Raw genomic sequence first — 12,947 nt, forward strand, 5'->3', positions numbered from 1 at the left:
AAACGGCCCTAGTAGCGCTGAAATCGCATGGCGATGCTTTGCAAAGAATCGATAACCCACATTCCAAACAGGTATAAGTGCAGGCCTAGAAAAAAGCCATGCAAGCTTAGGTAGATTGGCGCGACTATAGGCCGCGGAAAATACTTCAACACCTTGAATCATCTCACCATCATCGTATTGCGCACACATAGAGGCCAGCGCTTGATTGCAGGAAACACCTACACTCTCAGGAGAATATTGATCTGAATTAATGTCTACAAAGCTCAGAAAGCCCGCTTGATTACGCCCAGACAGAAATTGAATCTCAGCCTGACATAAAGGGCAAAGGCCATCATAAAACATGGTGAGCTTTTTCATGGTGCTGATTTTTGCTTGTACTGAGTTGCACAGTAAGCGCGAGTGACCAACTTACTACGCAGAGCGACGTGCTTGGTTGCCCTGCCCGTTACCCGTTTACGCCACAATTCAAATGAGTTACGCTTAAGTTGCTTTCTCATCAAAGCAATCACTTGAGGCTCGGAGTACCCAAAAGTAGCCTCAATAGCATCAAAAGGTGTGCGATCTTCCCAAGCCATCTCAATTAATCTCGAGAGATCAGCTTCTGATAGCGTTTGGGGTAGGCGCGTTGTCATCAAGCAAGTTTAAGACTTATTCAATAAACTGGCTGAGACTCCATTCACCCCCTTTATTGATGCCATTAATCCCCATACCCTTCCGCGCACTTGTCATTGGCTCCTCAGGAACCATTGGGTCGGCCTTTCTCGAGCTACTGAATAGCGATCCAGCATGCTCGGCAGCCATTGGCATTCATCGAAACTCTATCAGCCCAATTGACTATCAAGACCTCAGCACGATTGAGCGTGCAGCCAAGGCTCTAGCTGGAGAGGCGCCATTTCAGTTAATCATTAACACCACTGGGATATTGCACTCTAGCGATTGGATGCCAGAAAAGAAACTGGATGATCTCAATGCTGAGCAATTGCAGATGTTGATGCAAATTAATGCCATCGGTCCAGGATTAACAATTAAGTACTTTTCTAAGTTACTGGATCCTAATCAATCCGTCATGGCTACACTCTCCGCCAAGGTCGGGAGCATTGAAGATAATCGCCTCGGCGGGTGGTATAGCTATCGTGCCTCTAAGGCAGCACTCAATATGTTGATCAAGACAGCATCAATTGAATTCTCCAGAACCAAACCAAACACCGCGCTGGTGGCACTCCATCCAGGGACTGTGAACTCTCGCTTATCAAAACCGTTTAAGGGTGAGCAAATTGGCCGACCTCCCTTAGATGCTGCTAACGATATTTTGAATGTTCTTCTCTCCCTGAATAAAGAAGATTCAGGGAGCTTCATCACTTACTCTGGCGAAAGACTACCTTGGTAGCTAACAACACAAGATGACCTATTTTTCCCATATTTTTCTTGTGCTACTCATGCTTGCCGGAGTGCAAACTACTACCCTCGCTCAAACTGAGTTCGCTAACGCGATGCAAGATGGTCAACATGTTTTACTCATGCGTCATGCTGATGCGCCTGGGTATGGCGATCCTCAGGGTTACCAGCAAAGCCAATGTTCTACACAACGCAATCTAGGCGAGCGTGGCAGGAAACAATCTCAGGCCACTGGAGATTGGCTATCAAAGCAAGGCATTTCTAAGGCACAGGTCTACAGCAGCCCTTGGTGTCGTTGTGTTGACACTGCAACCCTTCTCAATAAGGGTACAGTTAAAAAGGAGGTGGCACTTGGGTCTTTCTTTGATGATATGAGTCAGGCTAAAAAACAGACTGAAGATCTAGCAAAGTTGATTCAGGCTGAGCGTATTCAATACCCAAAAGCACCAATCATTATGGTGACCCACCATGTCAACATTCAATCCTATGTTGGCGAGGTTGTTAACTCAGGTGATATGGTCTTAGTCAAAGTCAATTCCTCGGGTCAAGCCGTGTCTCACAAGCTCTACCGCAGTCCCACCAGCCTATAACTTCATTCATCCATCCCTTCATCACTACTTAAAGAGCATCCATGTCGACTGAATTACCTCTAAATGTTTTAGGCCAGCCACTGGTTCCCTGCTCCTTTGATCCTTTGACAGGATTTTTTAGAGATGGTTGCTGCAAAACCAATGAACAAGATCTAGGCAGTCATTTGGTTTGTGCGATTGTCAGCAATGACTTTTTGCAATTTAGCCTTAAGCGCGGCAATGATCTGATTACCCCAAGGCCGGAGTACCAGTTTCCAGGGCTGATTGCAGGTGATCAATGGTGCCTCTGTCTCAATCGCTGGATCGAAGCTCTAGAAGCCAACTGTGCGCCGATGATTAAGCTAGAAAGCACCCACATCAAAGCTTTGGAGAAAGTCTCTCTAGAAGTCCTAGAGCAATACGCAGCTGTGGAACAGTTATAAAACCCTGTTAAGACGAGAGCCAACGCTTGCGGTAGATTCTCTGAGAATCGTGGTCTTGAGTTTGCTTGGCCACATTGAAGGGTCTACCTCCCCTAGGGTCAGTGCCGCGTCCAGCGATATACAGCCAATTACCCTGATTACTGTAAACGTCATAATCTATTAACTGGGATTCAAACCAGGCTGCGCCAGCACGCCAGTCACCCTGCATATCGTATATCCAGTAACTTGCCACAATCTGACGCATCCGATTGGAGAGATAACCGCTTTGATGTAATTCGCGCATACCTGCATCCACTAGTTCAGCGCCCGTATTACCGGTACGCCATTGCTCAAAGCTCGTAGCATAGGATGGCTTTACAGGCACGCCTGTTAAGCCACCTGCCCAATACAACTTCTGACCGTACTTAAAGTGAAGAAAGCGGAAATAGTCACGCCATAGCAATTCAAACCAAAGCCAATAAGTACCATCATTAGCGCCATAACGATCCTCATAGTCACTTAATTGCGCTGCTATATCGCGCGCTGAGAGGCAGCCCAAGGCAAGCCATGCCGAAAACTTACTGGAGTAATCCATTCCAATGAGTTGATTACGAGTCTCCTTATAACTATCAGGCAAACGCCGCTCAAGATATTGCTCGAGGTGGGCCTGCGCATGACAGGATCCCCCTAGTAAATAGGGGTGAGTGAATGATGAAGAGGTAGAAATTCCCTGGCTTGTGCTTTGAGTCAAACTTGAGGCCAGCTCAGGAATACGCTGGGGAGCATCTATTGGCTTAGCAAACTTCAATTGCGCCCTCTCAACCTCACGACGAAATGCAGTAAATACATCAGGCATTTTTTCCAGCTCAAATGGGAAGGTCTGGGGATCCAGCATGCTAGATTGCCAGAACTCTTGAACATCAACACCCTGCTTCTGCAAAATTCGCACTTGCTCAATTTCTTCAGGCGCTTCGATTTGTTCGCAGTAGATTACATCGGCAGCATAAACTTGAAATAGTCCCAGCAATACTTCTGCTGACCTACCAGAAAACTCCAGCAAGTCTGAGCCCTGTGCTCGTAACTGAGACCCTAAGTCATCCAAGGATGCCCTTAAGAAAGCCTGCTGATGAGTCCCTTGTCGCTTGAAGCCATAGACTGTTTCCTGCTCTTTTAAGTCATGGATGTAAACCGGCAAAAGATGGTCCGCATTTAAGCAAGCTTGTGTAAATGCCGGGTTATCCGCTAAACGCAAATCATTGCGAAACCAGTAAATCAATGTACTCATAGATTACGCTAAGTCTTGCTGCCAGATTTTTTCGAGCGGCAGGCATCAGAGCAATATTTGACCTCATCCCAATTTTTAGCCCAAGACTTACGCCAGGTCATCTCTTTGCCACAGACGAGGCAAGTCTTGCTGGGCAAAAAAGATTTATTACCCTTAAAACCTACTTTTTCAGATCGAGACATACCTACCTTTAGAAAAACGAATAGACTCACATGCATACCACATGCTTGAGACAGCCCTTGAAAGCTTTTTATACCGACCACTATGTTTTACCACTTCCACCGGGGCATCGCTTTCCGATGGAAAAGTACAATCAGTTACGAGACCTCGTCAACAGTCTAGAGGGAGTCGAGCTTGTGGAGGCACCAGCTGCTTCGGATACGCAGATTCTCTATGCCCATGACCCCCACTATCTAATCAAAGTCATTTCAGGAAGCCTTAGTCCAAAAGAGCAACAGCAGATTGGCTTTCCTTGGAGTGAGCTCATGGTGGAGCGCTCTAGGCGCTCGGCTGGCGCTACTATCGCAGCCTCCAAAGCCGCCTTAAATGAAGGCTTAGCAGCAAATCTTGCAGGTGGTACACACCACGCCTATCGCAATATGGGTAGCGGCTTCTGCGTGTTTAATGATTCAGCAATTGCAGCAAGGGTATTGCAAAAAGAAATTTATCCAAAACTCAATGTAGCCATTGTGGATTTAGATGTGCACCAAGGTAATGGCACTGCAGCTATTTTGCAAAACGATTCTTCAATATTTACCCTCTCCATCCATGGTGAAAATAATTTCCCATTCACCAAAGAACAAAGTGATTTTGATATTGGACTACCCAATGGATGCGAGGATGACGATTACCTAAATGCTGTGAATCAAGGCTTAGAAATGCTCGATAGATTCAAGCCTGATTTCATTATTTATCTAGCTGGCGCTGATCCACATGAAGGAGATCGACTGGGAAAACTCAGTGTAAGCAAAGAGGGAATGCGTAGGCGAGATGAATGTGTTTTTCAGTACGGCTTAGATCGCCAAATCCCAATTGCATTTAGCATGGCTGGCGGCTATGGCAAAGAAATTCAATCAACCGTGGATATTCATTTTCAAACCATTCAAACTTCACTTCGATACCAACAACAATTTTCTTAAATCAATTTTTCTTTGCTGGCAGAGTATTCAGAGTTTTTGCATCATTAAGCTGCTTGTCTACCAAATATAGCGTGCCGCCATAGTTCGCCTGCAGGTCGTAGCCAGATAAACCCACTGTGTAGATTGAAATATAGGGATTAAATGAGCGCACAATTCCGCCAGAACCCGCAGAGAAATTGGCATCAACATCCATGCCACCGCGCTGCCCATCAATAGAAGTTAATAAAAACTGATCAATGGCATCGGTATTTTTAAAGGCAATTACTTGGTATTGCTCCTGATAACCTGCGCCAACCCCCTCGCCCGTTTTCATTTCCTCCATAAATACTGGTTCGGGGCGACGCTTATCGAAGAGCACGCCCTCACCTCTAGCAAGAACTAGCAATACAACGTTGACGTTGGTCGTATTGAAGACAGCATAGCCCGGAGCAGCCTCGATCTCTTTTTTCAAAGCTGGATTTTGCTTGATCAAAGCAGCCAAACCTGTCTTAGACATCGTCAGCGTAGCTTGTCGTTTCTGAAGGATTTCTTGGGCCGTTAAAGGCTTCCCTTTACCTCCAGTAGACTGACAGCCGACCAGAATGAGCGCACAAAAGACGACCAATAACCTTGAAACCAATAGCATACAAGCCTAAATGAATAGATATGAATTTCATATTTTATATGGTTTACAGAGCTATTAAGGCACACGATGATCCTAAATACCCACCAAAGTCATCGCCTTTATATCCAGGTCTAGATAAAATACGAGCTCTATGTATCACGCTCGATTCTTCGTTCTCTTAATTACTTTTTTCACACCATTCATGACGTGGGCAATCGATTTGCAACCAAACGATATTGTTGCCCCTCTACCCAATAAAAATTACGTCACAGTGAGTTACCTGAACACCGAGAACAACACGCTATACAGAAACGGAAGTGTTGCCTCAAGTGGCGCCGTTATTGATACCCAGAGTGCGATTTTTCGCGGCACCAGAACATATGATCTCGGCAGCCTGCCAGCGGTCAGCTTTATTCAACTACCCTATGGCTCCATTCAACCAGGGGGCTCACTAGCAAGCCAAGCAGGAAATACTGGGGTTGGTGATCTCACTATTGCAACAGCGATATGGCCGTATCACAACAGAGCCATCAGAACCTACCTTGGCCTAGCAGGATACCTTATTAGTCCCACTGGCAGTTATTCCAGTCAGCGTGCCTTTAATGTTGGTGAGAATCGCTTTCGCACGGACCTACAGATGGGCTTTCAAACGCCGATCACTTCCAATGTGGATGGCATGATTGCGGTAGACACTATGTGGTTTGGCGGCAATAGTCAATGTGCAGCCACCTGTAATTCGTTAATCAATGTATCACTCAATCAAAAGCCCCTGACCACTACGCAACTTGGCCCAATTTATCGCATCAATGAGATCTTTACCGTGGCAGCCTCTTACTTTTACGTAACTGGTGGCACAACATCAATTAATAACAACTATCAAAATAACGTTGCCAATACACAAAGATTCTTATTAAGCGGGCAAGCCCACACACCAATTGGCAGAATCTCTTTGCAGTATGGTCGAGATACGGAAATCAAAAACGGTTTTGTTCAAACGCGCTTACTTGCTATCCGACTCATGAAAGAGTTTTAATTACTAAACAATACTTATTAGCATTACTTAATACTGATTAGATTTGTAAGCAGTCCAGTATTTCTGCATCTCAATAAATAGAAATGAGGCAGACCAGGTAATTAAGATGAAGCCAGTAAGCGCTTCAACTCCAGTTAAGTATCTCAAGTAGCCCTGAGCCACAATCTCACCGTAGCCTAAAGTAGTAAACGTGACAAAAGACAGATAGGCACAGTCTAGCAAGATGCCATGACCTGAAAGCTCACCAACAAGTCCACCCATGACGGGGAACTGCAAGGTAAAAAAGTAACCCAAGGCAAAAAGCCAAATCTCTAGAACATGCGCCATAAAAATAGCACCAACTCCAATCAGAACCCTAAAGCGTGGGGCAATATGCGCCACCTTAGGCAAGATTTTGTCTAATTGAAAAAGTGCCTCGTAGTGCATCAATATCGCCACAAGAGCTAATGATCCATTAATCACAAAGGCAGTAATAAGTAACATAGAAGAAATTATCCCTCATTTTCAAGGGGATTTCTCATCAGCCAGTGATAACGGTATCGCCTTTCAAGACGTCCACTCTGGCAAAGTATTTTTTTGCGTAAGCGAGCAGCTGTCCATCGGTAGGATGATCCACAGTTTCAATGCCGACTACTTTTTCAGCCGTCAAATGATCATGTTTTGTGGCATGTTTCATCAGCTCTAATTTGGCTGAGCCTGGACCAACAATCAAAATCTCCTTGGATTCTTTGACAGCTTGAATCACTTCATGCAAATAATGTTCATCTGGTCCAGCATGGGCACCACTTACATTCCCGCTTTTATGATGAATATTTTTATGGGTAGACCTTGTCTTAATCACTTCGCTCTCACTTGCAGTGGGGTTGAAATAAATAACATGCGCTTCTTGATGGTCAATCCAAATTACTGAGTGATTAAATGACATATTTTCTCTTTCTAATTAAAAAACGGGGTAGTAAAAAACAATAAAAATGACTAATCCAAAATAAGATCATGGCTAAATAAGTGCACAGAACCATCTACAGCATGGCCGTTCAAAATCTTTTGCTCAGCAATCGAAAGGAGCTTTAATTGATGCGTTTTAAACAATTGCATGGCATTTGTTTCAACGCCATCTGGATCCAAATCCTGAAGTGCTTCATAACTAAAGCTACATTGAAGAGCTTTGCCATCTAGGATTGCTGGATAAGAGACGTCACCATTTTCTAAAATGGCTGCAGGGCCAACGAATTCAAGTTTCATGGGGGCTCACTTTATTAAAAATAATCAAATAACATTAATATTTTGAAACCTATGGGCAAAGTGTACTTGATATACATCAAAAACTTTACCCTTAGCTAGCGTGCATCCATCTTTCGCTGTGCCAAAAAGTTTTGAGCGGTTCTCGCCAAATGAATATCATGGTTTTTGCTTAAGACTGTAGATCGCCTCAGAAGGTCCTCGGCAGGGATATTGAGAACCGAATCATTGCTCACAAATAGAATTTGATTCATTCGATCATCTTCCACCACCAACACGGATGGGTAAGCAAATACTCGATCGATTCGCTCTTGATAAATCTGATTCAGTCCCGCTGCACCAGAAAAGTTAATCAGCAAAAGACCGTCTGGCTTTAAGCATGCCAGGCAACTAGCATAAAAATCTTCGCTACAAAGTTGAGCCGCCTGCCCTAGCTTGGTATAACCATCTACCAGCAATACATCAAATGTTTCCTCAGTACCTCGTAAATAAGCTGCGCCATCTGCTTCCAGCACCTTAAAGTGGATTCCATTTTCTGGAACATGGAACTTATCCTTAAGTGCAATTACTTTAGGATTATTTTCCAAAACCAAAATAGATGATTCTGGCAAGTAATGATGGCAATACTTAGCAAGTGAGCCTCCACCTAAACCAATCATGGCAATACTTTTAGGATTGGGATGAAAAAGTAGAAAACCCATCATGGTTTCGGTATAGCTCACCACCAACCGAATGGGGGCCTGAATATCCATCAGGCTTTGTGTGGACTCGCTATCAAAATAGAGTGCTTTGAACTTATTACTTTCGACGATATAAGGCTCGCCTTGTGTACCGTCAAACTTTTCCTTTAACTTGGATAGACCAATCTTCAAAGCATGTAAGCTGGGTGTGCCAATAGCCGTCATTAGCGGTCCACCATGACAGCAGAAAAATTAGGGGCGCAAGATAAATGAATCATGCCCCATGATAAGGGTCAAGATGCTTAGTACCTCAAATTAGGTTAGCAATACCTCGCGAAAGTCATTCACATTTGTTCTGGTGGGTCCTGACACTATTAATGATCCAATTTTTTCAAAGAACTCTGCTGAATTATGTTGTCTTAAAGCATCAAGCAGCGAGAGGCGTGCAGATTTAGCTTGTCTGGCAGTATCGGGCCCATAAATTGCTCCTGCACTAATCTCGGACCCGTCAATGCCGTCACTATCCGCAGAGAGGGCATAAATTCCCTTTTTCCCTTTAATCGTATTAGCAAAACTGAGTAAAAATTCTGTATTTCTTCCTCCACGACCTGAAGAGCAACCAGTGACAGTAGTCTCTCCACCACTGAGCAATAACATTGGCCCAGTGTGTCCATTTTTCAACTTTGACATCTGCATTGCAATTTGACCAATAGTTTCACCAACTTCTTTTGCTTCGCCCTCTAGAGAATCGGACAATATGATTGCCTTGATGCCTTTCAGCTGAGAATAAGCTTGAGCTGCCTTAAGTAAATCACTTGACGAAGACATGACGATGGGAGGAGCCGATTGCGCGAAAATTTGATTGGAAGGCTTTAATGTCTCCAAGTCGCCGTTGAGTAATTTTTCTCTAATGGAGTCTGAAATAGTAATCTGGTATCGCTCAATAATTTCTAATGCGTTCTGGCAGGTCGTTGCATCCGGCAAAGTTGGGCCACTAGCAATAATTCCAGGATCATCCCCAGGAATATCGGACACAAGATAGGTTGTGACCCTCGCTTCTTTGCAGAGCTCTAACAATCTTCCACCTTTAACTTTAGATAAATGCTTTCGAACACAATTCATCTCATGAATATTTGCGCCTGAAGCCAATAGTTGGCGGTTAATATCCCTCTTGTCATTTAAAGATATGCCATCTGCAGGTAGAGGCATCAGAGCTGATCCCCCGCCAGAAAATAAGCAGATCACGTGATCATCTGGCTTAATATCAGACAACATACTCAGCATGGCATGTACCTCCTTATCACCTGCATCATCAGGCACTGGATGGGCGGCCTCGACAACCTGAATTCTTTCGCAGGCAATTCCATGCCCATATCGCGTTATCACCCTACCTTCAATTTTGACAAAGTCTTCTGGACGCCAATATAGGTTAGCAGCATCCTCAAAAGACTTGGCCATTAAACCTGAAGCCTTGCCTGCCCCAATCACAATTAATCTTCCCTTTGGCGGAATCGGGAAAGAATCTCTTAAGGCTACAAAGTTTGGTTTAGCGGCCTCAATGGCGACATCAAACATATCTTTTAAGAAATTAATATTGCGATCTTGTTGTAATTCAGTTTTCATATTTACCCCGTATTGCGTAGTCCGGCAGCTATGCCATTAATAGAAATGTGGATACCTCTTTGTGCAGCTTCATTGTTATCGCCCTCACGACAACTTTTAATTAACTCAATTTGAAGATGATGTAACGGATAGATATAGGGCATGCGACGCTGAATAGATTCTGCTAACTCTGGCGCGTTAGCCAAACGTTTTTTATTTCCTGTAATTAACTCTATAGCAGCGGTTGTTTTATGCCACTCCGCCTGAATTCTTGAGAATATTTCTTGTCGTATTGTTTGATCCAAGACCAGCTCACCATATGCATCCGCTATCGACAGATCACTTTTTGATAAAGCCATATCAATATTCGAGATCAACGTTGTAAAAAAAGGCCACTCTGCATACATTCTCCTTAACAGTAAAATAGTTTCACCAGCCTTACCGTCTGCAGCCTTCTCAGTTAAGGCCTCAATAGCAGAACCCAAGCCGAACCAGCCCGGCAAAGTTAGGCGACATTGAGCCCAACTAAATCCCCAAGGAATTGCGCGTAGATCATCAATCTTCATACCTATCTTCCGAGAGGATGGTCTTGAGCCAAGATTTAATTTGGCAATCTCTTGAATTGGGGTGGCGGTAAAAAAATACTCTGCGAAACCTGGCGTTTCATACACTAGACTCTGGTATGCGCGCATGCTGTTTTCTGATAGCAGACTTGCCGTATCTAGAAACTCGACCGGTAATAGACTCACCTCAGAAAGCAAACTAGCTTCCAGGGTTGCCGATAGCAATACCTCTAAATTTCGTTTTCCTATCTTTGGGTTGGAATACTTTGAGCCAATAACCTCGCCTTGCTCCGTGAGGCGAATTTGACCTTGAACTGAACCTTGAGGCTGAGCCAGAATAGCGTCATAGCTTGGGCCACCACCACGTCCAACAGTGCCCCCTCTACCATGAGCCATTCTGAGTCGGATCCCCCGACCAACGCCATCCTTAAATACTGCGGACAAGGCGAGCTCAGCACGGTAAAGCTCCCAATTGCTGGTAAAAATTCCTCCATCCTTGTTGCTATCCGAATAGCCAAGAACAATGTCCTGCTCGGCACCAGATCGCTTAATCATTTCCAAGACGCCTGGAATGGCATAAAAGTCTTGAATAATTTGACTTGAGTTTCGTAAATCTTTGATAGTCTCGAATAATGGAGAGACAATAAGTTGGCACTGAGCAGAATTTTTTAGGGTGCCGCTGAGTAGTCCACTCTCTTTCTGCAACAACAAAACTTCCAGAAGATCGCTAACGGTTTCAGTATGACTAATGATGTAGTGCCGAATGGCCTCCTCACCATAGAGCTCTCTCAAGGTCTTGGCGACTGAAAAAATCTCCAGCTCTGCTTGAGTGAGCTCACTGTATGGGAAGTTAGGCACCCTAAGCATGCGAGCATCATTTAGGGCTGCCACTAGAATCGATTGCCTTTGCTCTTCCTCTAAGCTTAAATAATCTTGTTCAATTTCAGCGGCCTTGAGTAACTCAGAAATGACTTCCTCATGCTTATCTGAGCTCTGGCGCAAGTCGACGGTTGCCAGGTGAAAACCGAATACCTTAACGGACCGAATGAGCGAAGTAAGGCGCAGATCATTCAGAGCTTTTGGTGCGAATGCTTTAAGTGAATTTGCAATCACGTCTAAATCACCAATGAACTCTGAAGGAGTCATATACCGAATTGTTGCGGCACTATTACGTTCATCATCGCCACCACCCATTAAGTAACGCAAGGTTTCACTAAGGCGAAGATGCATTCCAACCAAAACCTTGCGATATGGCTCATTAACTCTATGAGCATTTCCATCGGATGATTTTTCTGCCAATGCCTTTAACTCTGGGGTCGTAGCAACTAAAAACTCGGATAAAGATAGCTCCCTAGTTAAAAACTGAATTCCCTTAAGGTAATGCTGAAAAATAAGCTTCCCATGGCTTCGCATTGCGTATTCCAAACTGCGAGCATCTACATTAGGGTTGCCATCTCGGTCGCCACCAATCCATTGACCCATTCTCAAAAATGATGAAGGCAACTCTTTTTTCAGCAATTGTTCAAGCTGCGCATATATTTTTGGAATTTCAGTTAAGAATGTAAATTCGTAATACGAAAGTACATTCTCAATTTCATCGGCAACCGTCAAAGTAGATCGGCGCAATAACCGGGTATGCCATATTTGAATAATTCGAGATTGAATTTTTAGGGCATTCGCCTCTAACTGCTCCTCTAATAGAAAATCTCTGTCGACTCCAGCATATAGGGCCTCTAGTTGAATCTGCTCGCGATCGGATAACAATTGCGCAATACAACGCTCTGCATCCAAGATGCTTTTTCTCTGAACCTCTGTAGGGTGTGCCGTCAAAATCGGTGAAATAAAACTCTCGTTTAAGGATTTGACTATCGCCTCATCATCAATGCCTGCTGAATGCAATCGATCAATGGTGAGTTTGATGCTTCCATTCTGAAACTCACCCATTCTGTCTTCCAACTCAAGCTGACGGGCAAAGTAGCGGTCCTCAGCTAAATTTTCTAAGTGGCTGTAATAAGCTAAAGCACGTAATACCGTATTGATATCGTCTGAGGATAGACCCCTTAAAACATTCAATAAGTTTTCTTTAGAGTTTTCCGGAGATTCTGAATACAGCTCTTTTGAATATCTCCTAAGATCCTCAACTACAGCATGAATACCGTCACCCTCCTGAATTCGAATGACGTCACCCAACATTCCATTCAACAAATCTACCTCAATGTTGAATTGCTCTTGGTTGCTACACCTCTTCACAATAGGGGCGGCAATCTCAGGAAAAATATGATGCAAGCTGGGCATACCTATGATGAGAGTGATAAGCCCTTAACCCTTCTGCCCAATTTCAAAGTTCGCCATCTTTTCAAGCGCCCTCACCATGGCGGAGTGATCCCAGGCTTTGCCACCGTGAGCGCTACAGGAG

The 12,947-nt window shown here is 44.2% G+C and carries 16 protein-coding genes and 1 pseudogene; 5 read left to right on the forward strand and 12 right to left on the reverse strand.

Going from position 1 to position 12,947, the window contains the following annotated elements:
- On the reverse strand, positions 1 to 357 hold a 357-nt coding region (locus B7X71_RS06540), incomplete at its 3' end, for a DUF393 domain-containing protein (protein ID WP_293600384.1).
- Positions 354 to 632, reverse strand: a complete 279-nt coding sequence (locus tag B7X71_RS06545; protein WP_293596886.1) for a TIGR03643 family protein — start codon at positions 630 to 632, stop codon at positions 354 to 356. The genes B7X71_RS06540 and B7X71_RS06545, both read right to left, overlap by 4 nt.
- 59 nt (positions 633 to 691) lie before the next feature.
- On the opposite strand from B7X71_RS06545, the gene B7X71_RS06550 reads away from it, so the two are divergent.
- Genes B7X71_RS06550 through B7X71_RS06560 form a run of 3 tightly spaced genes read left to right on the forward strand, consistent with a single transcriptional unit; the run spans position 692 to position 2,407 of the window.
- Entirely contained in the window at positions 692 to 1,387 is a 696-nt protein-coding gene (locus tag B7X71_RS06550) for an SDR family NAD(P)-dependent oxidoreductase (protein WP_293596887.1), read from the forward strand.
- 13 nt (positions 1,388 to 1,400) lie between these two features.
- Complete coding sequence (locus B7X71_RS06555) at positions 1,401 to 1,985, forward strand: histidine phosphatase family protein (RefSeq protein WP_293596888.1); 585 nt, start codon at positions 1,401 to 1,403, stop codon at positions 1,983 to 1,985.
- Between the two features lie 41 nt (positions 1,986 to 2,026).
- Complete coding sequence (locus tag B7X71_RS06560) at positions 2,027 to 2,407, forward strand: DUF2237 domain-containing protein (RefSeq protein ID WP_215375462.1); 381 nt, start codon at positions 2,027 to 2,029, stop codon at positions 2,405 to 2,407.
- A 7-nt stretch (positions 2,408 to 2,414) separates the two neighbouring features.
- Here B7X71_RS06560 and B7X71_RS06565 read toward each other — a convergent pair whose 3' ends face one another.
- Positions 2,415 to 3,671 (reverse strand): DASH family cryptochrome, encoded by a 1,257-nt coding sequence (locus tag B7X71_RS06565; RefSeq protein WP_293596889.1) that lies wholly within the window; start codon positions 3,669 to 3,671, stop codon positions 2,415 to 2,417.
- A gap of 8 nt (positions 3,672 to 3,679) precedes the next feature.
- Positions 3,680 to 3,853 carry a DUF2256 domain-containing protein gene (locus B7X71_RS17880; RefSeq protein WP_363926777.1) on the reverse strand — a complete coding sequence of 58 codons (174 nt, stop codon included), beginning with the start codon at positions 3,851 to 3,853 and terminating at the stop codon, positions 3,680 to 3,682.
- A 57-nt stretch (positions 3,854 to 3,910) separates the two neighbouring features.
- Here B7X71_RS17880 and B7X71_RS06570 point away from each other — a divergent pair, with 57 nt between their 5' ends.
- Positions 3,911 to 4,810, forward strand: coding sequence for a histone deacetylase (locus B7X71_RS06570; protein WP_293596890.1), 900 nt, complete (start codon positions 3,911 to 3,913; stop codon positions 4,808 to 4,810).
- Between the two features lies 1 nt (position 4,811).
- On the opposite strand, the gene B7X71_RS06575 is transcribed toward B7X71_RS06570, so the two are convergent.
- Entirely contained in the window at positions 4,812 to 5,435 is a 624-nt protein-coding gene (locus tag B7X71_RS06575) for a hypothetical protein (RefSeq protein WP_293596891.1), read from the reverse strand.
- Between the two features lie 130 nt (positions 5,436 to 5,565).
- Between B7X71_RS06575 and B7X71_RS06580 the strand changes: the two genes are divergently transcribed.
- The gene (locus tag B7X71_RS06580) at positions 5,566 to 6,447 is read left to right on the forward strand and encodes a transporter (RefSeq protein WP_293596892.1); all 882 of its coding nucleotides are present in this window, start codon (positions 5,566 to 5,568) and stop codon (positions 6,445 to 6,447) included.
- Between the two features lie 27 nt (positions 6,448 to 6,474).
- On the opposite strand, the gene B7X71_RS06585 is transcribed toward B7X71_RS06580, so the two are convergent.
- The 7 genes and pseudogenes from B7X71_RS06585 to B7X71_RS06615 all read right to left on the reverse strand — a co-directional run.
- The gene (locus tag B7X71_RS06585) at positions 6,475 to 6,930 is read right to left on the reverse strand and encodes an ion channel (RefSeq protein ID WP_293596893.1); all 456 of its coding nucleotides are present in this window, start codon (positions 6,928 to 6,930) and stop codon (positions 6,475 to 6,477) included.
- 37 nt (positions 6,931 to 6,967) lie between these two features.
- Positions 6,968 to 7,372: a translational machinery protein gene (locus B7X71_RS06590; protein ID WP_293596894.1), complete on the reverse strand. Its 405-nt coding sequence runs from the start codon at positions 7,370 to 7,372 to the stop codon at positions 6,968 to 6,970.
- Positions 7,373 to 7,422: 50 nt separating this feature from the next.
- A complete protein-coding gene (locus B7X71_RS06595) occupies positions 7,423 to 7,689 on the reverse strand; it encodes a DUF1488 family protein (protein WP_293596895.1) in 267 nt (88 codons plus the stop codon).
- A 95-nt stretch (positions 7,690 to 7,784) separates the two neighbouring features.
- Complete coding sequence (locus tag B7X71_RS06600; protein ID WP_293596896.1) at positions 7,785 to 8,591, reverse strand: spermidine synthase; 807 nt, start codon at positions 8,589 to 8,591, stop codon at positions 7,785 to 7,787.
- A 90-nt stretch (positions 8,592 to 8,681) separates the two neighbouring features.
- Positions 8,682 to 9,989 carry a glycerate kinase gene (locus B7X71_RS06605; protein WP_293596897.1) on the reverse strand — a complete coding sequence of 436 codons (1,308 nt, stop codon included), beginning with the start codon at positions 9,987 to 9,989 and terminating at the stop codon, positions 8,682 to 8,684.
- Positions 9,990 to 9,991: 2 nt separating this feature from the next.
- On the reverse strand, positions 9,992 to 12,826 hold the full coding sequence (ppc, locus tag B7X71_RS06610; protein ID WP_293596898.1) for a phosphoenolpyruvate carboxylase: 2,835 nt from the start codon (positions 12,824 to 12,826) through the stop codon (positions 9,992 to 9,994).
- A gap of 24 nt (positions 12,827 to 12,850) precedes the next feature.
- Positions 12,851 to 12,947, reverse strand: a pseudogene (locus B7X71_RS06615) (2-hydroxy-3-oxopropionate reductase); the annotation flags it as partial.

The organism is Polynucleobacter sp. 39-46-10 (assembly GCF_002282275.1).